This window comes from Olivibacter sp. SDN3 (genome assembly GCF_014334135.1).
GTDB lineage: Bacteria > Bacteroidota > Bacteroidia > Sphingobacteriales > Sphingobacteriaceae > Olivibacter.
Window position 1 is genome coordinate 4,235,347 of the sequence record NZ_CP060497.1, and the last position, 25,363, is coordinate 4,260,709.

General features: G+C 39.2%; 22 protein-coding genes and 1 riboswitch. Of the genes, 10 read left to right on the forward strand and 12 right to left on the reverse strand.

Annotated elements, in window-relative coordinates; all coding sequences use genetic code 11:
• The first annotated feature begins 119 nt into the window (after positions 1–119).
• Positions 120–228, forward strand: a riboswitch (SAM riboswitch).
• A 253-nt stretch (positions 229–481) separates the two neighbouring features.
• Genes H8S90_RS17645 through H8S90_RS17655 form a run of 3 tightly spaced genes read left to right on the forward strand, consistent with a single transcriptional unit; the run spans position 482 to position 4,091 of the window.
• The gene (locus H8S90_RS17645) at positions 482–1,786 is read left to right on the forward strand and encodes an O-acetylhomoserine aminocarboxypropyltransferase/cysteine synthase family protein (RefSeq protein WP_187339169.1); all 1,305 of its coding nucleotides are present in this window, start codon (positions 482–484) and stop codon (positions 1,784–1,786) included.
• A 25-nt stretch (positions 1,787–1,811) separates the two neighbouring features.
• Positions 1,812–2,870, forward strand: coding sequence for a homoserine O-acetyltransferase (gene metX / locus H8S90_RS17650; RefSeq protein ID WP_187339170.1), 1,059 nt, complete (start codon positions 1,812–1,814; stop codon positions 2,868–2,870).
• Positions 2,871–2,909: 39 nt separating this feature from the next.
• Positions 2,910–4,091: a homoserine dehydrogenase gene (locus H8S90_RS17655; protein ID WP_187339171.1), complete on the forward strand. Its 1,182-nt coding sequence runs from the start codon at positions 2,910–2,912 to the stop codon at positions 4,089–4,091.
• Positions 4,092–4,186: 95 nt separating this feature from the next.
• On the opposite strand, the gene H8S90_RS17660 is transcribed toward H8S90_RS17655, so the two are convergent.
• The 3 genes from H8S90_RS17660 to H8S90_RS17670 all read right to left on the reverse strand — a co-directional run bounded on the left by H8S90_RS17660 (position 4,187) and on the right by H8S90_RS17670 (position 7,662).
• A complete protein-coding gene (locus H8S90_RS17660; protein WP_187339172.1) occupies positions 4,187–5,380 on the reverse strand; it encodes an NAD(P)/FAD-dependent oxidoreductase in 1,194 nt (397 codons plus the stop codon).
• A complete protein-coding gene (locus H8S90_RS17665) occupies positions 5,377–6,444 on the reverse strand; it encodes an oxidoreductase (protein WP_187339173.1) in 1,068 nt (355 codons plus the stop codon). Before H8S90_RS17665 ends, H8S90_RS17660 begins: the two co-directional genes overlap by 4 nt.
• A 156-nt stretch (positions 6,445–6,600) precedes the next feature.
• Positions 6,601–7,662, reverse strand: a complete 1,062-nt coding sequence (locus tag H8S90_RS17670; protein ID WP_187339174.1) for a YncE family protein — start codon at positions 7,660–7,662, stop codon at positions 6,601–6,603.
• 288 nt (positions 7,663–7,950) lie between these two features.
• Between H8S90_RS17670 and H8S90_RS17675 the strand changes: the two genes are divergently transcribed.
• Positions 7,951–9,189 (forward strand): serine hydrolase, encoded by a 1,239-nt coding sequence (locus H8S90_RS17675; protein ID WP_187339175.1) that lies wholly within the window; start codon positions 7,951–7,953, stop codon positions 9,187–9,189.
• A gap of 70 nt (positions 9,190–9,259) precedes the next feature.
• Here the strand turns inward: H8S90_RS17675 and H8S90_RS17680 are convergent, their stop codons facing one another.
• The 3 genes from H8S90_RS17680 to prmC form a co-directional block, all read right to left on the reverse strand.
• Positions 9,260–9,817, reverse strand: coding sequence for a biliverdin-producing heme oxygenase (locus H8S90_RS17680; RefSeq protein ID WP_187339176.1), 558 nt, complete (start codon positions 9,815–9,817; stop codon positions 9,260–9,262).
• A 158-nt stretch (positions 9,818–9,975) separates the two neighbouring features.
• On the reverse strand, positions 9,976–10,767 hold the full coding sequence (locus H8S90_RS17685) for a glycoside hydrolase family 25 protein (RefSeq protein WP_187339177.1): 792 nt from the start codon (positions 10,765–10,767) through the stop codon (positions 9,976–9,978).
• Positions 10,768–10,783: 16 nt separating this feature from the next.
• Complete coding sequence (prmC, locus tag H8S90_RS17690; protein ID WP_187339178.1) at positions 10,784–11,647, reverse strand: peptide chain release factor N(5)-glutamine methyltransferase; 864 nt, start codon at positions 11,645–11,647, stop codon at positions 10,784–10,786.
• 102 nt (positions 11,648–11,749) lie between these two features.
• Between prmC and ribD the strand changes: the two genes are divergently transcribed.
• The 5 genes from ribD to H8S90_RS17715 all read left to right on the forward strand — a co-directional run bounded on the left by ribD (position 11,750) and on the right by H8S90_RS17715 (position 16,718).
• A complete protein-coding gene (gene ribD / locus H8S90_RS17695) occupies positions 11,750–12,796 on the forward strand; it encodes a bifunctional diaminohydroxyphosphoribosylaminopyrimidine deaminase/5-amino-6-(5-phosphoribosylamino)uracil reductase RibD (protein ID WP_187339179.1) in 1,047 nt (348 codons plus the stop codon).
• Positions 12,796–13,665 carry an EamA family transporter gene (locus tag H8S90_RS17700; protein WP_187339180.1) on the forward strand — a complete coding sequence of 290 codons (870 nt, stop codon included), beginning with the start codon at positions 12,796–12,798 and terminating at the stop codon, positions 13,663–13,665. The genes ribD and H8S90_RS17700 overlap by 1 nt, the downstream gene beginning before the upstream one ends.
• Positions 13,666–13,686: 21 nt before the next feature.
• Positions 13,687–14,304: a YigZ family protein gene (locus H8S90_RS17705; RefSeq protein WP_187339181.1), complete on the forward strand. Its 618-nt coding sequence runs from the start codon at positions 13,687–13,689 to the stop codon at positions 14,302–14,304.
• 11 nt (positions 14,305–14,315) lie between these two features.
• The gene (locus H8S90_RS17710) at positions 14,316–15,182 is read left to right on the forward strand and encodes a nucleoside phosphorylase (protein ID WP_187339182.1); all 867 of its coding nucleotides are present in this window, start codon (positions 14,316–14,318) and stop codon (positions 15,180–15,182) included.
• A 192-nt stretch (positions 15,183–15,374) separates the two neighbouring features.
• Entirely contained in the window at positions 15,375–16,718 is a 1,344-nt protein-coding gene (locus H8S90_RS17715) for an alpha-L-fucosidase (RefSeq protein ID WP_187339183.1), read from the forward strand.
• A 13-nt stretch (positions 16,719–16,731) separates the two neighbouring features.
• Here H8S90_RS17715 and H8S90_RS17720 read toward each other — a convergent pair whose 3' ends face one another.
• Together H8S90_RS17720 and H8S90_RS17725 are read right to left on the reverse strand one after the other, a co-directional pair.
• Positions 16,732–17,421 (reverse strand): YafY family protein, encoded by a 690-nt coding sequence (locus H8S90_RS17720; RefSeq protein ID WP_187339184.1) that lies wholly within the window; start codon positions 17,419–17,421, stop codon positions 16,732–16,734.
• 160 nt (positions 17,422–17,581) lie between these two features.
• Positions 17,582–18,115, reverse strand: a complete 534-nt coding sequence (locus H8S90_RS17725; protein WP_187339185.1) for a YceI family protein — start codon at positions 18,113–18,115, stop codon at positions 17,582–17,584.
• Between the two features lie 258 nt (positions 18,116–18,373).
• Here H8S90_RS17725 and H8S90_RS17730 point away from each other — a divergent pair, with 258 nt between their 5' ends.
• Complete coding sequence (locus H8S90_RS17730) at positions 18,374–20,821, forward strand: TonB-dependent receptor (RefSeq protein ID WP_187339186.1); 2,448 nt, start codon at positions 18,374–18,376, stop codon at positions 20,819–20,821.
• A gap of 71 nt (positions 20,822–20,892) precedes the next feature.
• Here H8S90_RS17730 and H8S90_RS17735 read toward each other — a convergent pair whose 3' ends face one another.
• The 4 genes from H8S90_RS17735 to H8S90_RS17750 all read right to left on the reverse strand — a co-directional run bounded on the left by H8S90_RS17735 (position 20,893) and on the right by H8S90_RS17750 (position 25,318).
• Positions 20,893–21,978 (reverse strand): hypothetical protein, encoded by a 1,086-nt coding sequence (locus H8S90_RS17735; RefSeq protein ID WP_187339187.1) that lies wholly within the window; start codon positions 21,976–21,978, stop codon positions 20,893–20,895.
• A 69-nt stretch (positions 21,979–22,047) separates the two neighbouring features.
• Positions 22,048–23,703: a carboxypeptidase-like regulatory domain-containing protein gene (locus H8S90_RS17740; protein WP_187339188.1), complete on the reverse strand. Its 1,656-nt coding sequence runs from the start codon at positions 23,701–23,703 to the stop codon at positions 22,048–22,050.
• 5 nt (positions 23,704–23,708) lie between these two features.
• Positions 23,709–24,722, reverse strand: coding sequence for a FecR family protein (locus H8S90_RS17745; protein WP_187339189.1), 1,014 nt, complete (start codon positions 24,720–24,722; stop codon positions 23,709–23,711).
• Positions 24,719–25,318 (reverse strand): RNA polymerase sigma-70 factor, encoded by a 600-nt coding sequence (locus H8S90_RS17750; RefSeq protein WP_255501648.1) that lies wholly within the window; start codon positions 25,316–25,318, stop codon positions 24,719–24,721. Before H8S90_RS17750 ends, H8S90_RS17745 begins: the two co-directional genes overlap by 4 nt.
• Between the last annotated feature and the right edge of the window lie 45 nt (positions 25,319–25,363).

Consider the following 25,363-nt stretch of genomic DNA (forward strand, 5'->3'; position numbering starts at 1 on the left):
ATTATCGAGATTGGGTGTTGTTGCAAAAAAAATCTTTTGCGCAATAAAAATAAAGTGTATATTTGCGGCATACATCATTTCAGGATGTACTGATCAATTCCTCTTGAAGAAAGAGTCTTGATTTATAAAGAAGTGGCGAGAGACCGGCTCTGCGACCCACTGGCAACCATCCATATTTTTAGGAAAAGGTGCCAAATCCTGTCCCGAATTAATGGGAGCATATAAATGAGAAAGACAATGAAATCAATTTCAACTAGTAATTCTACTCTTAAAGGTGCAAGGGCACTTTTCCATAAAAGTGTTATTTTCGGCAATGGTAATAGCAGAGGTATCGCCTTGAACCTCAATCGCCGTTATATGTGTATGTGCCAGTAGCAGATGCTAACCTATCATCTTTATTTACATATCATGATAGTTTATTGCATGAATTAACTCGTGCGAGTACAAGCAAACTGATTTTTCATCCTAACACTTTATAAAGATGTCACAAGAAAACTTAAAATTCGAAACACTACAAATACACGCAGGACAAGAAGTAGATGCTTCTACCAATGCCCGAGCTGTTCCGATTTACCAAACAACGTCCTATGTATTTAATAATTCAGAACATGGCGCAAATCTTTTCGCGCTGAAAGAGTTTGGTAATATATATACGAGGATTATGAATCCTACCACCGATGTGTTTGAAAAGCGTGTGGCGGCTCTGGAAGGGGGTGTTGCTGCTGTCGCAGTGGCTTCGGGACAGGCTGCACAATTTATAGCTTTAAGTAATATTTTAGAAAGTGGTGACAACTTTGTTTCTGGCGCCAATTTATATGGGGGCACCTACAATCAGTTTAAGGTGTCATTTAAAAGGTTGGGTATTGAGGCCCGTTTTGCAAAAAACGACAGTGCTGAGCATATGGAAGCATTAATAGACGAGCAAACAAAGGCCATTTATTTGGAAACTATCGGTAATCCGAGCTTCAATGTCCCTGATTTTGAGGCAGTGGCAACGGTAGCGCAAAAATACGACTTGCCATTGATTGTAGATAATACTTTTGGTGCAGCGGGTTATTTATTTCAACCTATTGCACATGGCGCACATGTAGTTGTTCAATCGGCCACTAAGTGGATTGGTGGCCATGGCACCAGTATCGGTGGAGTTATTGTTGACGGGGGAAATTACAATTGGGGTAATGGTAAGTTTCAGCAATTTAGTGAGCCTTCCGAAGGTTACCACGGTCTCGTTTTTAATGATGTTTTTGGCAGTAACGGTCCTTTTGGTAACATACAATTTGCTATCCGCGCACGTGTGGAAGGGTTACGTGATTTTGGTCCTGCTTTGTCTCCTTTCAATTCTTTTCTGCTGTTACAGGGATTGGAAACGTTATCATTACGCGTGCAGCGTCATGTGGATAATGCGTTGGAATTAGCGCTATGGTTGCAAGATCATTCGCAGGTGCTTTCTGTTAGTTACCCGGGCTTACCCAATAATCCTACATATATCCGTGCGAAAAAATATTTAAAGAATGGTTTTGGAGCAGTCTTGTCTTTTGAAATAAAAGGTGAAAAAGAAAAAGCAACCCAGTTTGTAGATAGCTTGAAGTTAATCAGCCACCTTGCAAACGTAGGAGATACGAAAACGCTGATTATCCAGCCTTCTGCAACGACTCACCAACAATTGAGTGAAGACGAGCAAGCTGCTGCCGGAGTAAAACCTACGTCGTTACGGATATCTGTGGGCTTGGAGCATATTGATGATATAAAAGCTGATCTGCAGCAAGCATTTGATCAGATAAATTAAAGTGGTTTAATCACTTCCATAGCATATGAGTATTCATAAATACAGTTATAATAAAACATTCAGGTTGGAAAGTGGGAAACGCCTGAAAGGTCTGGAAATTGCCTACCATACTTATGGGCGTTTAAATACACGTAAGGATAATGTGGTTTGGGTATGTCATGCCCTAACGGCAAATGCTGATGTTTTTGATTGGTGGCCAGGATTGTTTGGCGAAAATGATCTATTCAATCCTCAGGACCATTTCATTATATGTGCCAATATCATAGGATCTAATTATGGCACAACAAATCCCTTAAGCATAAATCCAACTACAGGGTTGCCCTATTATCTTGCTTTTCCATCGTTTACTATTAGGGATTTGGCAGCAGCACATGAGTTGTTGGCACAGCATCTTGGAATTGATAAAATCAAGGTGCTTATAGGGGGGTCGTTGGGTGGACAGCAAGCAATGGAGTGGTCTATATTACATCCAGAGCGTGTAGAGCGATTGATCCTATTAGCTACCAATGCCCAGCATTCTCCATGGGGGATTGCTTTTAACGAGAGTCAGCGTTTGGCTATTACTGCAGATAGAACATTTTTTTCTAATCAACCAGATGGTGGAGCCAAAGGTTTAAAAGTAGCTAGAAGCATCGCGTTACTCTCTTACAGAACGTATGAAACCTATGGAGCAACGCAGTTAGAGACAACAGATGAGAAGCAAGACTATTTTAAGGCGTCTTCTTATCAAAATTATCAGGGAGAGAAACTTGTTAAGCGTTTTAATGCGTATAGTTATTGGTTTTTGAGCAAAGCGATGGATGCTCATAACATTGGACGGGGTAGAAATGGTGCGGAAAATGCGCTAAAGATCATAAGGGCTCAAACACTTATCGTCAGTATCACCAGTGATATGCTTTTTCCTCCTGAGGAACAGAAATTTTTAGCAAAATATATACCCGGTGCCAAACATGTATCCATTGATTCTTTTTATGGACACGACGGCTTTTTAATTGAAACTAAACAGATAAGTAATGCAATAGCAATTTTTCTAGGGAAAGTTCATCCTGCGGCACACAATCGTAGTTTGCAGTCACTTACCTGATTGTATGAAGAAAAAAGAAGGACTAACAGAATTATTTTAATGAGCAAAAAACTAACTTTAGGACTATTTGGCTTTGGTGTGGTAGGCCAAGGTCTTTATGATATTATAAAAACTAAGAAGCTAAACCTCGAGATCAAGCGTTTCGCTATTAAGAATCCCGATAAAAAAAGAACACTTCCTTTAGATTTGTTTACCACGAATGCCGACGATATCTTAGACGACCCGGAAATAAACACAATCGTTGAACTTATAGATGATGCAGAAGCGGCCTTTAATATTGTTTCTAAAGCGTTAAAAACAGGTAAAAATGTGGTTTCGGCTAACAAAAAGATGATTGCTAACCACTTGCAGGAATTGGTAGATTTACAACATGAATATGGAACCAGCTTGCTTTATGAAGGCGCGGTATGTGGTAGTATTCCTATCATAAGAAATTTAGAAGAGTATTATGATAATGAGTTGTTACATTCCGTAAGTGGTATTTTTAACGGCTCTTCGAATTATATTCTTTCAAAGATTTTCAACGAATATATTGACTATGATACCGCTTTAAAGCAAGCCCAACATTTGGGCTTCGCAGAAACGGACCCCACCTTGGATGTGGGTGGTTTTGATGCCAAGTTTAAATTAGCGATTGTGGCCTCTCATGCATATGGCCTTTACGTTAAACCAGAAGAAATATTAAATATTGGCATCGACAAGTTAAATGATTATGACGTTCGTTTTGCGCGTGAAAAAAACTATAAAATCAAGTTGATCCCTACGGCCAAGGAGATCGGCAATGAAAAAGTGATCCTTTATGTGATTCCTAAATTTGTGACGGCCAAGAGTATACTTTACGCCGTTGAGAATGAATATAACGGTGTAGTAGTTCAAGCTGCTTTTGCTGACCAACAGTTTTTTTATGGGAAAGGTGCCGGCGGACATCCCACTGGATCGGCCGTTCTATCTGATATAGCGGCGCTTCGCTATGATTATCGTTACGAGTACAAAAAACATATTGCTGCTACGCAGTTGATACATAGTAACGACCACAATATTACCGTCTATCTACGGTATAATAATGAAGGCTTGGTTGAAAAACTGAATTTCTTGAAAGTATCGGAGCGTTACTATGCGCGTGACTTTAAGTACATTATTGGCGATATTAATTTAGAATCTTTGATTGAATACAAAGATATCTTGAATGCTGATAATAGTTTTGTTGTAGAAATCGCTTAATGAGAGAAAGAATTCTGGAATAACTTATGGAGCTCTGCTCACTTGTACGTTAGGAGTTATTAATGTTCGGGGTTAATATTCTCCTAACGCGCGACCTAAATATGTTGTGCAATGATATAGGCACTGGCCCATGCCCACTGAAAGTTATAGCCGCCCAACCACCCGGTAACATCCAAACACTCCCCGCCAAAAAATAATCCGGAAACCTTTTTTGCTTCCAAGGTTTTCGATGATAGCTCTTGTGTATCAACCCCTCCTTTCATCACTTCGGCTTTATCGTAGCCTTTAGTACCTGCTGGTTTAACAACAAAGTGGTGGATAACACGATGTACTTCTTTTGCCTCTTGTTTACTCATTGAAGCAATTTTCTTGTCTATTGGTAAGAATTTGCCGAGTGCCTCGGCAAATTTTTTAGTAAAGTGATCTTGCAATATATTTAGCAATAGGCGTTTACCGCCTCGCCCTCTCTCCTCTTGAATGACGTGCATAATATCAATATGCGGCAATAAGTTGATATGGATACTTTCGCCTGGCTGCCAATAGGAAGAAATCTGTAGTATAGCTGGTCCGCTCAACCCCCAGTGTGTAAATAAGATACTTTCTTCAAAGCTAATGATGTCGTTAGAAACTCTACTGAAAATACTATTTCCAGCAAGCGCGCTGAACCAGTCGGCATCTTTACCGGTGATAGTTAAAGGCACCAGTGCAGGGGTAGTTGGCACAACGTGTAAATTAAATTGTTGCGCTATTTTAAGTGCAAAATCACTGGCTCCTAGTTTAGGTATTGGAAGCCCACCACTAGCTATTACTACTGATCGGGCAGTCGCTATGTCCGTTTTACCATGTCTGCTGAAGCCAACATTAAATAGCTTATCGCTACGCTTGGTAACGCTTGTAACTACTGTATCCAAGTATAAAGGTTGCGTTAATTGTTGCAATAGCTTAATGAACACGCCAACCACATCTTTTGCTTTATTGCTAATTGGAAAAAGTTGCCCCAGTGTTTTCTCATGTCCGGATATACCGTTACTTTCAAAAAAATCTATAGTATCCTGAACGGTCCATTGAGATAATGCCGCTTTGCAGAAATGTTCATTTTTGGAAAGAAAGTTCTTAGGGGCTGTATAAAGATTAGTGTAATTACAGCGACCACCACCAGAAATTAATATTTTAGCACCTGGCCGATCATTTTTTTCTAATAGAAGCACCTTTTTGTTGAGGTAGCCAGCTTGTACGCCGCACATCATACCACAAGCTCCGGCGCCTATAATGATAGCGTCGTAAATCATGAAAGATCAATTACTCGTCGTTCTGCATGGCTTTTTAGACCCAACTCTAAGATTTCAATGACATCCTTGGCCTGTTCTGGCTTTACAACAAGTTCTGCCGTTCCATGAATAGCATCCCTAACATTCTCGTAAAAACCAGGATAATTACCCTTTTTACTTGGAATCGGTCCTCTTGCGTCAAAACCTGAGCCTTTGGTATCGGTATGCAATATGCCCCAAATATCGCTTGGTTCTTCCCCCCAATTAGATGTGTTTAATGGTGTCCTGCCTTCCTTAAGCGCTACCTCTTGTGGATCAACACCATGCTTTACAAAAGCACCATCCGTACCATATAGTGCAAACCTTGGCGTAGGTTCTTTTATAAGCATACTGCCTTTTAGAGACACTTTCAGGTTGTGATAGTAAAGCATTATCTCAAAATCATCTACGGCCTTTACGCCTTCCCGCATTTTGCGTAGATAAGTAAAGATCGCTTGAGGTTTTCCAAACAATTGAAGACTTTGGTCGATCAGATGGGCGCCTAGGTCGAAAAAAATACCTGAACCTGGAAGGTCTTCCTCGCGCCAAGCTCCTGGACGAAGGTAGTTTCGGAAACGGTCATAACGTACTTCATAAGTTACAAGCCGACCCAATTCACCGCTTTTCAAAACATCCTGAACGGTTAGATAATCACTGTGCCACCGAGCACTATGAAAAACAGATAATATCTTACCCTGTTTTTGGGCTAAAGCGATTAATTCCTCTGCGTCCGTCGCAGTATTGGTAAACGGTTTTTCTACTACTACGTGTTTACCAGCAAGTAGTGCATCTTTAGTTAATGAAAAATGTACTGAGTTGGCTGTTGCTACGATAACTAGCTCGATATCTGGATCCTGGATAATATCTTGGGGGTCGGCCACAATTTGGGTTTGCGGGTATTTTGAGTGGATAATGGCCTGCTGCTCAGCTCTGCGTGCATAGATCGTATGCAGTCTTAAACCGGGCACACAATTGATAATGGGCGCATGGAATACCTGGCCGGCCATACCAAAGCCAATAAGGCCTACATTGATGGATTGTTGCATAGAGAGCGAAGATACGGAAATGGGGAGATATCAGGAAAGCCTAATTAACTTATGTTATTAATAATAAAAAATTACTTTGTAATAATGTTTTGGTAACAGTATAAAATAAAAAAGAGATCGATTTAATTGATCTCTTTTCAGTGAAGTTTCAAATAGTTACTGTCTTAGAATGATTTTTTTTGGAGCTATACCGACCTCGATATTTCCAACGGGAGAACCGTTATTTGCGTATCTATGTATTTTTCCTTTTGAAGTAAAGTCCCCAGCATCAGCTATCCAAATTTCTCCAAGTTCTATTCCACCAAGACCATAAGGATATTTAATTTCCTCATTGTCGATAAACTTCACTGCATCGCGTGTAGTAAGATCCATCAATAGCACTATATTTTTATCGTCCTCGAAGTTATCACTTATAAGTAACGCTTGATTGCCTACTACCAGCATTTTCTTTGCCCCATAGTTAAACTTAACCGGAGATTCATTAGTTTGTGTATTAATTACATACAAACTTGAGGGGTTGGTGTTTGTTTCCACTGCGTTCGCAAAAATTCTGCTTCTAACTGAATCTACCGTTAAACTGGTGACATTATCTGCTACTTCAATTGTGCGGTCAATGGATAATGGCGACGGGTTTAGAACGAAGACTCTATTGTCAAATTCACCAGTTGACCAACCGTTCTCAGAACCGGAATTGGCAACATAAAGCCTGCCATTAAATCGTACAATTTCTTCTGGTGTACGCCCTACTTGGATAGAATCAGTTTTTTCCAACGAAGACGTATCAATGGCAACCACGTGGTTATTATAGTTTGTAACGAAAATTTTATTACCGGCATAAGCGAGGCTCCTGGGTTTATTCATTGGAATTGTAGCAATAATTTCTCCATTCGAATAGTCCAACACTTCAATCTTGTTAGATTCGGTAACCGTAACGTAGAGCTTAGCGCCATGTCTTAACATATCATTTGCGTTATCGCCCAGGGTAGCACCATCATTTATTTCCGAAAAGACGTTGTCATTATACTGCTGGGAATTCAGCGTGAAAAAACCCAGAGTGGCATCTGATTGACCAAACCTACCTTCATTCAAAATGTACATGCCAATATGATCAGGTATTTGCGGTTCGGGACCTACGTCATCATTCTTGTTACAAGCCCCTAAAGTAAGTAAAGTAAATCCCAGTAAACTTAGGTAAAAATAGTTTAGTTTTCTTTTCATCTGTTGATTATAAAAAATGTATGTTATTTGCTTATCACCAGCTATAACGTGCTATCGAAGCATAATGCTACTAGAGAAGATGTCTTTTCTTTGATCAGCACCAAAGCACTTTAATAAACGCCTTCTTAAAAGGTCTATTTAACACAAACTTACATAAATTTCTTCGATATGCAATTACATAGATTGTCTACTTTATAGTCTATAATGTAGGTCTTATTTGTTAAATGTTCTAATATCATGCCATTTAAGAGTATTTTTATATTTTAGCTTCATAAAACCTCAAGTGTAATGAGAAAGTTCACCATTTTCTTACTATCTTTTACCCTCATGACAGCTTCCGCCCAACATTTAGACACTGTATTCCTGAGGAATCTTTTGGAAAGTCACCCTGAGTTGTTCAAGACGGTATTAGAGCATCCGCAAAGGCACGAAATACAGATTTTATATACGCAAATAGATCGTGATGAAAACGATATCCCACATTTTAAGTCGTTTGGTTACCGGATGGATCCCTCGTGGTACTTCTACCCTGCTAGTACTGTAAAATTACCTACATCTATCTTTGCTCTCGAGAAAATAAATGCATTGCGTATCAAAGGGCTAAATAAAGAAACGAGCTTAAAAATAGATAGTGCCTGGGATAAACAAACTTCAGTCAGCACAGACTCTTCTTCGGCCAATGGTTTACCTAGCATTGGCCACTATATCAAAAAGATTCTACTGACGAGTGATAATGATGCTTATAATCGTTTGTTCGAATTTCTTGGCCGTGCTGAAATTAACCAACACTTGCGTAAACATGGGGCTGACAACAGTCGTATTGTTAATAGATTGGCAATAGGCGACAAGGGCGAATCGGCAAAACATACCAATCCCTTTACGTTTTATGAAGGTGATAAAATCATTTACCAGCAGAAAGCGCAATATGATCCTAACGATTATCCATTAAAACTTCAAAATGTTGTACGAGGAAAGGGGTATATTAGTGCTAACGATAGCTTAATTCATGAACCCTTCAGCTTTGAAGGATTAAACGTGTATCCTCTAGCGGATCAGCAGCTTATTCTAAAGAAACTGCTATTTCCTGAAGCATTTGCAAAAGATGAACGCTTCTTACTTACACCGGAGGATTATAAGTTTATTTACTATTATATGTCGCGCTTCCCACAGGAAGTAGATTATCCGAAATACGATGCGCAAGACTTCTGGCCTACCTATAGTAAGCTCCTCTATTTTGGTCGCGACAAAAAGCACCAGTTAACGGATAGTATCAGAAGTTTCAACAAATACGGTGATTCTTACGGTTACAATATCGACAATGCCTATATCGTTGATTTTGAACATGGTGTAGAATTTCTACTCGCCGCGGTAGTACAAGCAAATAAAAATAATATCTATAACGATGGAGTTTACGAATATAAAGAGGTGACCTATCCTTTTTTGAAGAATCTGGGTCGTGTTATCTATGAGTATGAGCTCCAACGAAGAAAAAAGGTAAAACCAAATCTGAATAGGTTTCAATTTTGAGAACGATAGCTTATTTTCGAAATGTAGGCAGCTACGCAATTCTCAAAAGCCTAGCCACCCTCATAGTAGGTTAAATAGTCACCGTGTCAAAAAGATTTTCAAAGCAGGAAAAGGTTTGATTTGCAGTGTCAATTACCTTTGTCTCATCTTCTTCTGATTTAGCGATGTTGTTGAGTACGGCGGTAAATACTGCCCATTTCTGACCGGTGGTTTCTCCATAACCAGAAAAAAAAGATATGCCGTCGACAATACCATTCTTTTCAAGCATTTTTACAATAATACTGCCTCCCATAATAGACCCTTCCATAACATACAGTGCTCCCATAGCTTCCAATACATCTGACATACTAGGTATCCGAACCTCGGGGAGGGCATCTACCCGCCCGACTAGTGCTTCAATATCACGTTTAAGATAAGATGAGTCTCGTCTCTCTTTATGATCGGGTAACAGTTCGTCGGTAATGAAGGGGGTAATAGCTTTTTCTACCGTACTGAAATAAGCGTAGAAATATTTTAAAAAATCAGCATAGTCTTCTTCACTACGAATAGCTTTTAATTTTTCTACAACCTTCTTTTCGAGCTGTTGATGAGCCGATTTAGTCTCTTCTTTGATTTTTGCGCTGAGCATATTTAGATATTATATTACTTATTGATACATAAAGGTCACTACTAACCTCTATATAAATAACTTTATTCGTTTTATTTTATTTTTGGTATTAAAAAAATATTTCCTAAATTTTATTAAGATTTTTCCGAAAGAAAAGCCGGTATTCTTAAAATAGCTCATTAGCTATTACGTTTACATACAAAACAAGGCATAATGCCGTCGTTTTCACAATGTAATACATTGAAATCGACATGTTCTGTTATCCCCTCTATTCTACCTCTTTCACTATATTGCCAAATATCCCAAGGTCTTTCAATATAATCCGGTCCGTCTTCTCTTTCGTAGTGTGCTATCCATAAGGGGTAATTGTCAAATGCTGATCCCAAAAAATCTCTGTAAAATGTGGTATAGGTGTAAATTACTGGTTGTACGCCGTAATGTTCTTGAAGCCTGTTTAAGCATGCTTCCAAGTTATTTCTTAGTGTTATTTTATCTGTTTTATAGGTGTGTTCTATATCTACTACTGGCGCCAAACAGTCGTTTAGTATTCCCACCCTTTTTATGTATAATTCTGCTTGTTTTATACCATCTTTATTGGGGTGAAAATATAAATAGGCCCCTCTTTTTAACCCATATCTTTTTGCTTCTTGCCAATTGTATTTAAATTTCTTATCCGTTCGCATGCCCATTGTAGCCCGCATATACACAAAAGAAATGCTAATATCCCTATCTTGTGGTGTAGAAACTTTTTTCCAGTTTATGTCTCCTTGATACTGAGAAATATCTATTCCATGTGTGTGAAACCCTTTTGGTACAGAAATGCCAAAATGCATGGGCTCATGAAAAATCAGCTGATCCAACAATGCGATGGCCATTACGCCGACAACACTTATGCCTACCACAATCAACTTCCAGTGCCTAATTAACCTTTGTTCTTTTCTCCTGCTTTTCCGCACTGTTTTTTTTGCCATTGATAAACAACACTGTCTAAAATGATGCGCTGATCATTCTATCGGCTCCCTGCATATCTTGTAGAAGACGTACCACTTTAAAGCCTTTTTTATACAATAAGTTTTTTACCTCCACCCCGTAGTTACTGTTGATCTCGAAATATAGCTTTCCCTTAGGTTGTAAATGTTCTAATGCAAAAGAAGCGATGGTTTCATAAAATAACAATGGCGCCTTCTCTTCAACAAACAAGGCGAGATGTGGTTCAAATTGCAGTACATTTGGGTGCATCTCTTCTTTTTCTCCAGGTGTGATATAAGGTGGATTACTGACAATGATATCGAATTTTTGCCCATCCTGAAAAACAAACTCCCAATCCAAAATATCGGCTAACATAAAATTTATGGAAGTATGGTGTTTGGCTGCATTATATTTTGCTATTTCCAATGCCTCTCTGGAAATATCCACTGCCCAAACCTGAGCATCTCTTAGATGTGCTTTTAAAGCAGAGGGAATACATCCACTACCTGTGCCTATATCGATGATTTGTAAGGGTTGATCAATAGACGATGAATGATCTTGTATGATCAAATCAACTAGTTCCTCTGTTTCCGGACGGGGAATCAAGACTTTTTCTGTTACTTTTAAATGAAGCCCCATAAACCATGCTACGCCTAAAATATATTGCAGGGGTTCTCCTTTCAATAGCCGATCGCTTATTTTTTTTATCTTTTCCAGACCAGCAGCACTCAGTGTAAAGGATTTATCCAATAGGTAATCTTTTCTTTTTAACTGTAAGGCATCTTCTAGCACTTGAGCAAAAAGGCTTTCGATCTCCGAAACGGGATATAAAGGACTGAGTTTATCGATGAATTCTTTTTTAAGATGGTTGAGTTGCTGCATGACTTTTATACCTGCAAACATACGAAAAAGACAGAATCATTATCCCATTGTAAAAAAAACAGGCTTAGTAGCGCACATAAGATAAAATGTTTAGGTTTGTACATGCCTAATCACGAACGCTATATGCAACGCTGTATTCAGTTGGCTCAATTGGGTCAAGGGTTTGTAAGCCCTAACCCGATTGTGGGAGCACTCCTTGTACATCAAGATAAGATTATAGGTGAGGGCTGGCATCGGCAATATGGAAAAGCGCACGCTGAACCCAATGCCATAAACGAAGTATTTGAAAAATACGACCATGCCGCCGAGCTGTTGAAAGAATCAACTTTGTATGTTACCCTGGAACCCTGTGCACACCAAGGAAAAACCCCTCCCTGCGCCGATTTGATTATCAAGCATGGGATTCCTCGAGTGGTGGTGGCATGCAGGGATCCCTTTGATGCGGTAAACGGTAAAGGAATCGACAAGCTGCGAAGCGCTGGAATTAACGTTATAGAGGGCGTACTTAAGCGGGAAGCTTCTTTTATAAATAGACGTTTTTTTACACGTGTGAGCCAAAGTCGGCCTTATGTAATACTAAAATGGGCTCAAACTGCCAACGGTTACTTTGCTCCGATAGACGGGACCCAACAATGGATATCCGGATCGACTGCAAAAATACTTAGTCATAAATGGCGGAGTGAGGAAGACGCTGTCCTCGTTGGAGCAAATACCGCACGTATAGATAATCCCCAGCTTAACGTTCGGCATTGGGAGGGTAAAAATCCAAAACGTGTAGTTATCGACAAAGATTTGTCACTAGCAGATAACCTTCACCTGTTTGATGGAAGCGTTGAAACACTGGTTTTTAATGCAGTAAGAACCGAATGGCAAGAAAACATCAAATACATAACACTTGAGAACTTTGATTGGTATTTACCTCAGTATATTCTCTATCAGCTACACTTGATGGATATACAATCGCTAATTATTGAAGGCGGGGTAAAAACGCTCCATCTGTTCATAACCGCGGGATTATGGGATGAAGCCCGCGTGTTTAGGGGACCAAACTACTGGGAAAATGGTATTAAAGCTCCTGAGTTAGATAGGATTCCAAAGGATATTCAATTGATAGATAAGGATATACTCACTACTTATTTTAATAACTGATGCATCTGGTATTGTTAAGTGTTTTATGTAGCGTGACAGTTTCTGTCATCATTAAGCTAGCCAGGCGCTATTCGGTTAATACTATTCAGATGATCGCCTGGAACTATCCAGTCGCCGTATTACTGAGCTATTATTATTTAAAGCCAAATTTTGATAACCTTACGTTTGATCAAGCGCCTGTAACAACCTACGTCATATTAGGACTTTTACTCCCTTCGTTATTTGTTATTATAGCGGCCTCTATCCGTTATACGGGTATTGTACGAACGGAAGTAGCTCAGCGCCTATCGCTCTTTATACCGCTGATTGCAGCCTTTTTCATTTTCAACGAACACCCTGCTCCGATTAAACTGTCAGGTGTCATAGTTGGTTTAATTGCCGTTGTGTGTTCTATCAGATGGCACCATACTAATAGCTTATCTGTAAACAAGGTTGGTCGGTTCGGTAGTTGGTTATACCCTTTGATCGTTTTTTTTGGCATGGGTGTAATAGATATTCTATTTAAACATTTAGCACAATACCAAGGAGTATCTTATAAAACATCCATCTTTGTCGTATTTGTACTGTGTACCCTGACTTCTTTTTTGTCCATTGCCTATTTGGGTGTAATAAAAAAAATGCGTTTTTCGCTCTCAGGAACCCTTTGGGGGATCCTGTTGGGCCTGTTTAATTTCGGTAATATTATCTTTTACATGCGTGCACATCAAGCATTGCCAGATAATCCATCAGTGGTGTTTTCGGGGATGAATATAGGGGTAATTATTGTTGGCGCCGTAACAGGAATTTTTTTGTTCGGCGAAAAATTATCTATTTTGAACAAAGTGGGTCTTGTTCTTGCCATTATTTCGGTATTGATCATCAGCCTTTAAACGGCAGTGAAAAAATGTATAATGAATTTATTTGAAGATACTTATCATACAATTGCTAAATCCTCGGAGGGAATTTTTAAAGATAAAGGAAGCAAGTTTTTGGGCTATGCCTATCCTTTTTCCGATATAGACGAACTCAAAAGTATAATGGCCGATTTAAGAGCCATGCACCCTAAGGCTCGGCATCATTGCTGGGCATACCGCCTAACGTCAGATCGTTCAGTATTTAGAGTAAATGACGATGGTGAACCATCTGGCACCGCCGGGAGGCCAATATTGAACACCTTGTTATCAAATGATTTAACCAACGTGGTAGTGGTTGTAGTGCGTTATTTCGGAGGTACACTTTTGGGAGTTCCTGGATTAATCAATGCCTATAAGTCGGCCACACAAGACGCTATAGATAGCGCTGAAATTATAGAAAAAACGGTAAACGATGTCTATCAGATAGACTTCGGGTATGAGCAGATGAACGATGTTATGCGGGTAATAAAGGAAGATACATTACATATATTGAAACAAGATTTTGATATTAACTGTTCAATTACCTTCGAAATAAGGCAGGGGCAAGTAAACCGTAGTATGGAAAAATTGCATAAGATAGAGCGGTTACGGATTAACTATTTAAGAACGATCTAATATTTTTGCCAATGGCGAATTTTTCAGAAACCGATATCATATTAAATGCCGATGGGAGTATTTATCACCTAAACCTTTTACCGGAAGATGTTGCTGATATTATCATAACCGTTGGCGATCCGGAACGTGTTGCCGAAGTAAGCAAGTACTTTGACAGTATTGAGTTAAAGAAGGGCAAACGGGAGTTTATTACACATACCGGTTTCATTGGTAGAAAACGTATCAGTGTGATTTCTACAGGTATAGGAACAGATAATATAGACATTGTATTGAATGAGCTCGATATATTGGTAAATATTGATCTGTCTACAAGAACAACAAAACCAAAGGAGACATTCCGCTCATTACACATTATACGGATAGGAACTTCAGGTGCGGTACAGCCTAATATTCCTGTGGGTACGCTATTGGCTTCTACTTATGGTTTGGGCTTTGATAATTTAATGTGTTTTTATTCAGCAGACAAGAAGGGCCTAAATGATGGCTTACATCAAGCAAGTATTGATCACTTCAGCAATATTGGTATTCGTCCTTATATTACTTCAGCGAGCGGCTTGCTTCTGGAGAAGCTCGCATACGATCTGCCTAAGGGGATCACCTTAACATCTCCGGGTTTTTATGCACCGCAAGGTAGGTCGACCAGAGCTCATCAAGTACGGGTTGATTTGCTGGAACGGATCAATTCTTTTCGCTATCATGGGCGACAAATCACCAATTTGGAAATGGAAACAGCTGGAATTTATGCTTTGGCCAAATTATTGGGGCATCAGGCGGTTTCTATAAATGCTATTTTGGCTAGTAGGGTTAATCATACCTTCAGTCAACACCCTTCTGCTACTATTGAAAAAGCCATACAATTGGTGTTGGAAAGGATTTAGTTAGCTACCTCAAACAGCCTTTATATTTTCCAATTGATTTTTATTCGTCGAAAGCGGCAAAAGACATAAAAAAGTAGTATTTTAACCAAAAACTTGTTATGTGCAAGTGCCCGATTTATAAGCAACGTATTGAGATAAATGATGATCTTCACAAAAAAAAATTACTGTTTTTTAATCTTAGGTTACTTTTTCATGGCTACGCAACTTTCGGCGCAAAATTACCAGGCTAATTGGCAGTCTATTGATCAGCGCGTTACACCTTCTTGGTGGAGCGACGCTAAGTTCGGTATCTTTATCCATTGGGGGCCTTATTCTGTTCCGGCTTATGCGCCTATTGACGAGGTCGACGGTGTATACGAAAAATACGCAGAGCACTATGAAAACCGTTTGTTAACAAAAAACAAGTTGTTCACTGATTATCACCGAAAAATTTATGGCGACAACTTTACCTATCAAGACTTCGCTCCTCTTTTCAGAGCAGAAAATTTTGATCCTACCAGCTGGGCAAGCTTGTTTAAGCGGGCTGGTGCAAAATATGTTGTATTGACTTCCAAGCATCATGATGGTTTTTGCTTATGGCCCAGTAAATACAGTCCTAAGTGGAATAGTGTTGATATTGGAGCTCATCGGGATTTGGCCGGTGAGTTAAGTACAGCAGTAAAGAAGGCTGGTTTGGAAATGGGTTTCTACTACTCGCTGCTGGAGTGGAACCATCCATTATACACAAAAGAGACCATTAATAACTGGGTAGACGAACATATGATTCCACAAATGAAAGAACTGGTTACAGCCTATAAACCAGCTATAATTTTTTCCGATGGAGAATGGGACTATCCAAGTGATACACTAAAAAGCACTAGCTTCTTAACATGGTTATATAATGAGTCACCGGTGAAGGAAAAAGTAGTGGTAAACGATCGCTGGGGTAAGGAAACACGAAGCAAACATGGCGACTATTATACCACAGAATACGATTTGGTACATGATAAGGAAGGTATAGGCGAACAGGCGAGCCATCCATGGGAAGAAAGTAGAGGTATTGGTACTTCTTATGGTTATAATCGTTTCGAAACAACGGCTCATTATTTCAGTTCTAAGCAGTTAATCGACCTACTGATAGATAAAGTGAGTAATGGTGGAAACTTGCTATTAAATGTTGGCCCTAAAGCCGATGGAATGATTCCAGTTATTATGCAGGAACGCCTGCTGGCCATTGGAAAATGGTTGGACGTAAATGGAGATGCTATCTACGGTACACAGGTATGGGAAGATAAGCCTGCTACTATGAAAGAAGATCAAATTTATTATACCAAGAAAGGCGATGCCCTATATGTGATCTGTACGGCCTGGACGGATAAACCTATTACTGTTTCTACTAATTCGGCGAAAAAAGTTAAAGTTAGTTTGTTAGGCTCGTCTATAGATGTGAAGGTTGAGCAATTGCAAGATAAACTGACTATTACACCTCCTCAAATTCATCCGGGGAACATGCCCTGCGAACATGCTTGGGTGTACAAAGTGGAAAACGCCATGTAAGGAGATGGTTTTTTCAATAATCGACAGGTAGTTTTTTCATAAATTCTGCTAAAGGCACATGATCTTTTATTTGAAAAGGAGTTTGCGTATCACGCAGCTTCTTTATTCTAGACACTCTGAAATCCCTATACTCGTTTCGGAGGTGACACCAGGCCATGACATGCCAACTAAAAGCATAAAAAATTAAACCGATTGCTTCTATTTGTCTACAGCTAAGCTCGCCACTTTCTTTTTGGTAATCCATGGCCAATATAGACTTGTTAGCAATGGCATTTTGTATGACAGAGAGATATTCGAAATCATTATTCAGTCGATCAGGTATTTGAAATTTTATGTTATCATTTAAAAACTCAAGTTGCTCTTTTTGGGTGCTTTTCATGACATTCTTCACCTTATTAAGCGCAGAGATATAGTGTTTCTGTATAGAACGATCGGCAAAACTGGTAATAAGTCTTTCCATTAATATTAAAGCATTTGCCTCTTCATTATTGAAAGAAACAGGAGGTAAGAAATATCCTTGTACAATAAAATAACCTTTGCTGGGCTCAAAACTTAACGGAATACCCTGCTCTGTAATGGCTCGTATATCACGGTAAACTGTACGGGTGCTGATTTCAAATTTTTCTGCAATAGTTTCTACATCGACATACCTGCGTGACTGAAGAAGCGTTACAATCCCAAATAGCCGGTCAATTCTGTTCATAGCGCTAGTTTTGACTGACTAATATAGTTTTTTTACCCTTCTATACCTTGTTTTTTTACAATTTAGTGCCGAACATGGTAAAAATAAAACAACAATAACCTAATTAAGGTCATTGTTGCTGTTTTTTTGATGGGTCAACGGTGGCGCTTTACAGTAGGCTTTAAGCTTCCTTTATCAATTGAATGTTGCTTACCAATTTGATCTCTTCACCAAGTGCTAACCCTCCGGTTTCTGTTAATGCATTGTATGTTAAGCCGAATTCTTTTCGATTGATTTTGCCAGTAATCTCAAATCCGGCTTTTGTATTGCCGTAAGCATCTTTTTCAATACCTCCAAATTCTGCTTTTAATTTGATGGGTTTGGTAGTACCTCGCATAGTTAAATCACCAAGTAACTCAAACTCATCATCACTGACCCTATTCCATGAAGCCGATGAGAATATGATTTCGGGGTAACTGTCCGCATCGAAAAAATCTCCCGTCCTTAAATGGTTATCTCGGTCTTCATTTTTTGTATCGATACTTTTTACTGCAATTTTAAAAGTAGCATTTACATTTTCAAAATCGTCGCCAGCAACAGACGCAGTGCCTTCAAACTGGTTAAAAGCGCCTGTGACCGTTGAAATCACGAGATGCTTAATTCTAAACTGTACATCGGAGTGTGTTGGATCTACCGTCCATGTTGTTGTAGCCATAAGAGTAAATATTTAAATAATGATTGTAAATATAGCGGGTTATTGCAATAATTAGATGTTTAAACATTTAAAATGATACTCTTCTGACTTCTCGTACGCGACATTACTTATCTGTAAAGGTTGGGGATTCGTATATTTTTACTCACACATTCATAAATCGCTAAGAAACCTATTATTTAGAATTATTTTCAATAATGATTGTATTTTATGGTTATACTTCTTTTCTTTGCAGTAATTTAGAAAAAGTCCAAATAAATAATGAAAGCACATCTATTTTTTCGTTCCCTCATATATTTTCTGGTATGTTTTACTATTTCTCCCCTACTCACACATGCCCAGACACGATCAAATCTTAAGGGGAGAGTACTTACTGCTGATGGAGAACCGGCAGTTGGTGTATCCGTAACTCTGATAGAGTTAAAACAAGGTAGTTCAACTGATGAAAATGGCGACTATGAAATTAATAACGTCCCTTATGGTGTTTACACGATACGTGTATCAGCACTCGGTTTAAACGCAAAATCGCTCGATATTGAGGTTGTTTCACCTGAAATGCAAATTCCGCTATTTACCCTTACCGAAAACGCGTCAGCGTTAAGGGAGGTAATTATTGATGCGGTAGGTACTAATAAGTATACAAGAAAACGAAGCGAATTTGTATCGAAAATGCCGTTAAGCAATTTAGAGAACCCGCAAGTATATACTTCCATTACCAAAGAGGTGCTGAAAGACCAGATGGTTACAAATTTTAATGATGCTTTAAAAAATAGTTCCGGGCTCGATAAACTTTGGTCGTCCACCGGACGAAGTGGCGATGGAGCTGCCTTTTATACTTTAAGAGGGTTTAGTACACAGCCAAGTTTAATTAATGGGGTAGGCAGTCTTACCAATGGCGATTTAGATCCAGCTAATATAGAACAGATAGAGGTGATAAAAGGTCCATCTGGCACCTTGTTTGGTGGCGCGTTAGTAAATTTTGGTGGTTTAATAAATGTCGTGACCAAACGACCCTTGGATTCTATTGGTGGCGAAGTATCTTATACCGCTGGAAGCTTTGCCCAACATCGCGTAGCTGCCGACGTATACAGTCCTATTAATAAAAGTAGAAACCTCTTAGCCCGCATTAACGCGGCTTATCATACGCAAAACAGCTTTCAGGATGCTGGTTTTAGAAGATCAACATTTATTGCACCCTCTTTAGAATACAGACCCAATGAGCGGTTAACCATTAACCTTGATGCAGAAATTTACCATTATAAAGGCACCAATGCGCTGATGGTGTTTCCCAACAGAGTGCGACAGTTGATTGCAACAAATCCCAGTGAGCTGCAGTTTGATTTTAATAAATCATATACCACCGATGACCTCACCGTGCGTACACCTACTACTAATTTCAGGGGACAGATACAGTACAAGTTGTCAGATCGATGGATCTCCAATACCCACATCAGCTATAACCGTCGCAAATCTAATGGTTACTTACAATATGTCATGTATTTGGATACCGATAATCCTCCTATGGTAGCGAACGACACCATGTTGACTCGTTATGTTACCAATCAGGATGCACTTAGCCAAGCCATTAATATACAGCAAAATTTTATAGGGGATTTTGAGCTTGCTGGCTTTAGAAATCGTTTGGTTGTTGGCCTAGACTTTTTAAGGCAGGTTAATGAAAACGATAATTCTCCGTGGGTAGTATTCGACCGCTTAAATTCTAGTATTAATGATCCGAATTATGGCAATATCAACAGAGAGTTAGTTGATCAACGGATTGCAGCGAGCACTTTTCCGCGCGCAAATACATGGGCGGCCACCAATATCTACAGTATTTACGCCTCCGATATCATCAACTTAACCGATAGGTTTATTGCGCTATTGAGCTTACGGGCAGATCGCTTTCAGAATTTTGGAACACAGGATTTAGCCACCGATGTAACAACGGGAGACTATATGCAGACGGCTTTCTCTCCTAAATTTGGCTTGATATATCAACTGGTGAAAGATCAGGTTTCAGTATTCGCCAATTACATGAACGGGTTTAGAAATGTAGCTCCTGCAACACAGCCATTCCCTGATATACCTAATACGTTCAAACCACAACAGGCCAATCAGTTTGAAGGTGGTGTTAAATTAGACGTCTTCGCTAATAGACTCAGCTTTACAGCAAGTTTCTATGACATTTCTGTCTCTAATATTACACGCACCGAGTCTATTATACGAGACGATAGCACCTACAATATTACCGTTCAGAATGGTACTCAACTTAGTCGGGGGTTTGAATTTGACTTAGTTGCCCGTCCTATAGAGGGCTTGAATCTCATCATGGGCTATAGTAAAAACTACAGTAAAATTACCAATGCCGATGAGTTTGTGAACGATCGCAGACCAACTAGTGCTGGCCCTGCTCATCTAATAAATGCTTGGGCTAGTTATACCTTAACCCATGGTACCTTAAAAGGTATGGGATTAGGCTTTGGAGGAAACTATGCCAGCGAAAATATTATTACAAATGATGCACGTACCGGCACCTTCACCCTTCCAGCTTATACCGTGTTGAATGCTAGCGTTTTTTTTGATGCCAAGCGATTCAGAGTTGGCCTTAAAGCAGATAATTTTACAGATAAAATCTATTTTAAGGGTTGGACAACGGTTGAGCCACAAATGCCGCGCAGCTTTTTGGCTAATATCACTTATAAATTTTAGTACAAATAAAATGGTACGGCTGTAAACATGTTATAAATGATTACAGCCGTACCACACACTTAAATAAATACTTAGAGCACAAATTGCAACCCACCTGTAAAGCCAACTTGAACGGCTTGATAATGTTCGGTAGTTTGCTTATCCCAAACTTTTAGCTTGACTAAATCCTTACCATCTTCGTTGTCTGTATTGACATAATTTATGCTAGGGCCACCATATAAGTATAAATTCTGGGCGATGCGTAAAGCAGGAAGTATTCTTATACCCGATTTGGTGAAGTCCTTCCCTTTAAAATCTGTCAACGTACCCGATGTTGCCTCTGCATCCAGCCTAAAATGTTCTTTGTCGATTATTTTTGCCCCAATACCTCCTTCAAATCCGAAACGTAGGCTTTCATACTGTGGATTTAATCCTACGCCCAAGATGCCATAGAGTACTCGTCCTCCTGAGCGAAAGCTAATAAAAGTCGAGAGGTTTTCGTCGGTGCCCAATCCAATCCGCTTTTCGCCGTTTTTGATCAGGTTTATCATTCCAATGGGGTAGTCACTACTATCGGCTATGTTCATGAATCCAAGTTGTACACCTTTTACATTTTTGGCTTTATTCAAAATGCCTGCGAACTGCGAACCATTTACCTCATCGGCTACATTAACAGCTCCAGCTAGCTGTACGCCATGCAGCTCTTTTGTAAGATTAGTTATACCTGCTGCCTGGAAACCTTGGACTTGTTGCGATTGATTGATCGCGCCAGCTAGCTGTGTTTGTAACATGCCGTTGCTCCTATTGTATATGCCGGCAAACTGAGCGCCCTTTGAGACACTACCAGCAAGATTAATAGCTCCGGCCATTTGTACACCGTTTAAGGATCCCGAAACTTGGTTAATTATACCCGCTGCTTGAAAACCTGAAACATCTCCTTTTACTACTCCAGCGGCACCATAAAGTGCGAAACCATTTTCTCCACCGGATAAACCTGCTATAGCATGTAAGCTAATATTGTTGGTGTAGTCGACGGCTCTGGTTCCATGAGTACTTATAGGATAGATAATACCTATGTGCGCTGGTGAATTTTCCTGCCCCCAAGAGGATCCAAAAGAAAATAATATAGAAATGATTCCTAATACCACTGTCCTGCGTAATAATTCTTTTCTCTTCATCAATGTCATCTTTTATTTTATTAGTTTAGTTATAAGACAACATATACTTGTTCCCCCCCTACTTCGCTCCTAGAAAAAAGAAAGACCCAAGCCTAATCCTATCCACAATTTTGAGTCTATATTGTCTATAAGGTGAGGATAACCGTTAAAAGGAATAGCCACAAAAGGTTCGGAATCAATAAACTTATTCAGATGTATAAAATTTATGCTAGGTCCCATATAAAAATTAATTGTTCTGTTGATCTTATGGTGGTATAATACTTGGCCTTTTAACCAAAGAAAATTGTCATCTCTAGAGGACAATAATTGGTGAGATAATAATTCAGTGGCAAAGTAACTGCTGCCTTTCTGTTGTTTTTTGCGTTTGAATTCACGCCCTACACCAAAGCCGGTAACAAAAATTCTGTCCTTACTCCATGTGCCCGCCCCGATGGAAACGACTGTGTAAAATTTTTGTGTCCCGCTTTTAAAATCAACATTGGCAAAAAGTGTTTCGTTCGTTGAAATACTTAGACGTTTAAAGCCGTTACCTATCCAATTGATCATACCAAGACTCACTCCGGAAGAAGTGTCGGCAACATTAATAAGCCCAAATTGAAAACCTTTGTTGTATTTTGCTTTGTTAACTATACCTGCAACCTGTACTCCCTTTAACGTATCCGCACCGTTGGCCACGCCTGCAAGCTGTACACCGCTGGCATTTTTTCCAACCAAATTAAAAACACCGGCGGCCTGCACACCTTTTAGCGTGTCCATTACCGTATTATAAACCCCCGAAAGCTGTACTCCCGATAAGCCACCGCCTACCATATTGAGCACACCCGCTGCCTGAACATACTGCACATGAAGCCGATCGAGATTGAATACACCGGCTATTTCTACACCGTCAACACCAGCTGAATAACCTCCAATCAGATTGGCCGAAAATTTATTGATAACCTGACTGCTCATCATCCCATGTGAACTGAGTCCGGGAGTTAAAGACAATTGAACTGGCGTGTACGCGAAAAAATCACCAATGTTTAATGCGTTAATTTTTTGGCGTGAGCTTAAAAAAAGTCGGCCAAAAGCCGTGTTCGAAACATTTTCTCCTTCGGTGTTTATATACCTATCATCCCCCTTTCCACTTTTTATATTAGCGATATCAACTGTTGGTAGAAAAACCGTTGTAGTATCCTTATAAAGCTCTTTACTGACCGTAAGTGCCACCGGGAAATTATCTTTTGTTTTTAGCTTCAACCTAAAATGTCCTTTTTTATCCGTTAAAGTACCCGAGAGCAGACGTTTTTCATATACACTAGCATTGTGTATACCTTTACCTGTTTTTTCATCTACAACATAGCCTTTAATTGTATACGTTCTTTTTTTTTCTCCAACCTCTTCAGGCATAAGGGTTAACCTAAAAGGGGCGGGTCTTAGTATTATGTGTGTGGCTGTTTGTTTATATTCAATAGATTTATCCAGCAAGAGATGCAGTAGGCCATTTACTTCACCAGTATATGTTATGGTTACCAAACTATCTGTGGGAATGATACCACTGCTATAGGAAAAATGAAACCCACCCTGCTCTGCCACGATACCTAGCACATCGCCTAGTTTACGGTTTTGTTCATCGATAGTTACCGGTTTGTCGAGATAATTTTGTCCAAAAACAACTATACCTGCCATTAACATCAGTAAGGTTAATGACAGGCATCTACTAAAATGCAGTAATTGATATTTCAATGTTCTTATTTTTTTATCGTGATATTTCTCCCACTCCTTTCAACTTGGAGCTGAAAGGTCTCACCGAGTGTAAAAAGTATATTATCTAGAGAATCGTTATCAAATCTAGTTGTAATAGGTAAGCTGCCTAATGACGTACTTTCAATCGTTATATTAACGTTGTAAATTTCTCCCAAGACTTCCGCAAATCGCCATAAAGGCGTTTCTTCAAGCTTGAAAACTTTACTTCGGTAATAATCGTATAACCTATCGGTTTGTGCCGATTGTTCAATACCTTTTTCTCCCACTTGGGCAATCGCCTTTTCGTCTGGCTTTAATTTGATCAAAACATCGTTGTGTTGTATTTGAACCATTCCTGTTTCTACGATAACTTCAGTAATTGATTTGTTACTTTTAATATTAAAAGAAGTGCCCAATACTGTCACATTAACGTCATTTACCACTATTTCAAACGGAAGCTTTTCATTACGCTGCACATCAAAAAATACCTCTCCTTCCATAGTTACTTTTCTTTTTCTACCAAATAACGCTTCGGTGTAAGCGATTTTTGCATGTTTATTAAGTGTAATGGAGGTGCCATCAGGTAATGTGCTATTACGGATATCTTCGCCGGCAGTATATTCAATCGTATGAAAGTAAGGATGTTTAGGTGCTATCCAATAAAAATAGACTCCCAGAAGTAAGCTAATCCCTACACCTATTGTAGCAGCTATATTGAACCATTTCCTTTTATCCGACTGGTTTAAAGGGATAGCTTTGTGGGTATTTTCTTCATTGGATAAATTATTTAAGATCTTTTCATCCTTATGTCGATCCCTAAGCAACTTAAAACGTTGCCATGCGGTATCGCTATCGATAGGGTGTTCAAAAGCAAAGGTTTTGCTTGTTTCCCATATCGACCTAAATTGACTGAACTTTTTCATGTTGGCGTCGTCACGGGCCAACCACTCTTTCACACCCTGATCCTCTTCAGGGGATGTTTCCTTCAAAAGAAATTTGATTAACAATTCATTATTCATAGCCCGAGAAATAAATAAAGTAAACAAAATATTAATAAGGGCAGGTAATCTGCCAGGGCCAACCGCAATATTTTTAAAGCCTTGCCTATCTGGTTTTCTACAGTCTTTATCGAAATATCTAATCTGTCAGCAATTTCCTGATATTTTAATTCTTCGAATCGACTCATTTGAAATACCGTACGACACTTCTCCGGAAGGAGGTTCATAGCTTTAAACAATTCTCGTTTAAGCTCATTTTCATGTAACCTATCTGCTGTTTGCGACACCGTGTGGTCGTCAAAGGTTGCCACGTGATTATGATGCTTTTGCTTAACTTGACGGTGTTTGATGATGTTCATACAATCATTGTATGTTGCCCGGTAGAGGTACGATTTCAACGACGTTCTTATCATCAATTCCTCCTTTCTTTCCCATAATTTGAGAAAGAGCGCCTGTACGACTTCCTCAGCAGCTACTGCATCTTTCAAAATAGTGAATGCATAGGCGTGTAGATTATTGAAATGTTGCTTGAAGATCTTTTCAAACATCACTTCATCACCTTCTTTTAACAAATGAAGCATTTCTGTATCACTTTGCATCATATCATTAGTTAGCATGCGTGTAAGTATCTTGTCAAAAATAATTAATTAAAGCAGCTTAGC

Excerpts from the sequence above, each read along its gene's own strand:
- H8S90_RS17655 (WP_187339171.1), top strand. The coding sequence starts at position 2,910 with ATGAGCAAAAAACTAACTTTAGGACTATTTGGCTTTGGTGTGGTAGGC.
- H8S90_RS17700 (WP_187339180.1), top strand. The coding sequence starts at position 12,796 with ATGCATCTGGTATTGTTAAGTGTTTTATGTAGCGTGACAGTTTCTGTC.
- H8S90_RS17750 (WP_255501648.1), bottom strand. The coding sequence starts at position 25,318 with ATGCTAACTAATGATATGATGCAAAGTGATACAGAAATGCTTCATTTG.
- prmC (WP_187339178.1), bottom strand. The coding sequence starts at position 11,647 with ATGCAGCAACTCAACCATCTTAAAAAAGAATTCATCGATAAACTCAGT.
- H8S90_RS17745 (WP_187339189.1), bottom strand. The coding sequence starts at position 24,722 with ATGAATAATGAATTGTTAATCAAATTTCTTTTGAAGGAAACATCCCCT.
- H8S90_RS17710 (WP_187339182.1), top strand. The coding sequence starts at position 14,316 with ATGGCGAATTTTTCAGAAACCGATATCATATTAAATGCCGATGGGAGT.
- H8S90_RS17680 (WP_187339176.1), bottom strand. The coding sequence starts at position 9,817 with ATGCTCAGCGCAAAAATCAAAGAAGAGACTAAATCGGCTCATCAACAG.
- ribD (WP_187339179.1), top strand. The coding sequence starts at position 11,750 with ATGCCTAATCACGAACGCTATATGCAACGCTGTATTCAGTTGGCTCAA.
- H8S90_RS17720 (WP_187339184.1), bottom strand. The coding sequence starts at position 17,421 with ATGAACAGAATTGACCGGCTATTTGGGATTGTAACGCTTCTTCAGTCA.
- H8S90_RS17645 (WP_187339169.1), top strand. The coding sequence starts at position 482 with ATGTCACAAGAAAACTTAAAATTCGAAACACTACAAATACACGCAGGA.
- H8S90_RS17715 (WP_187339183.1), top strand. The coding sequence starts at position 15,375 with ATGGCTACGCAACTTTCGGCGCAAAATTACCAGGCTAATTGGCAGTCT.
- H8S90_RS17675 (WP_187339175.1), top strand. The coding sequence starts at position 7,951 with ATGAGAAAGTTCACCATTTTCTTACTATCTTTTACCCTCATGACAGCT.
- metX (WP_187339170.1), top strand. The coding sequence starts at position 1,812 with ATGAGTATTCATAAATACAGTTATAATAAAACATTCAGGTTGGAAAGT.
- H8S90_RS17685 (WP_187339177.1), bottom strand. The coding sequence starts at position 10,767 with ATGGCAAAAAAAACAGTGCGGAAAAGCAGGAGAAAAGAACAAAGGTTA.
- H8S90_RS17705 (WP_187339181.1), top strand. The coding sequence starts at position 13,687 with ATGAATTTATTTGAAGATACTTATCATACAATTGCTAAATCCTCGGAG.
- H8S90_RS17735 (WP_187339187.1), bottom strand. The coding sequence starts at position 21,978 with ATGAAGAGAAAAGAATTATTACGCAGGACAGTGGTATTAGGAATCATT.
- H8S90_RS17725 (WP_187339185.1), bottom strand. The coding sequence starts at position 18,115 with ATGGCTACAACAACATGGACGGTAGATCCAACACACTCCGATGTACAG.
- H8S90_RS17670 (WP_187339174.1), bottom strand. The coding sequence starts at position 7,662 with ATGAAAAGAAAACTAAACTATTTTTACCTAAGTTTACTGGGATTTACT.
- H8S90_RS17660 (WP_187339172.1), bottom strand. The coding sequence starts at position 5,380 with ATGATTTACGACGCTATCATTATAGGCGCCGGAGCTTGTGGTATGATG.
- H8S90_RS17730 (WP_187339186.1), top strand. The coding sequence starts at position 18,374 with ATGAAAGCACATCTATTTTTTCGTTCCCTCATATATTTTCTGGTATGT.
- H8S90_RS17665 (WP_187339173.1), bottom strand. The coding sequence starts at position 6,444 with ATGCAACAATCCATCAATGTAGGCCTTATTGGCTTTGGTATGGCCGGC.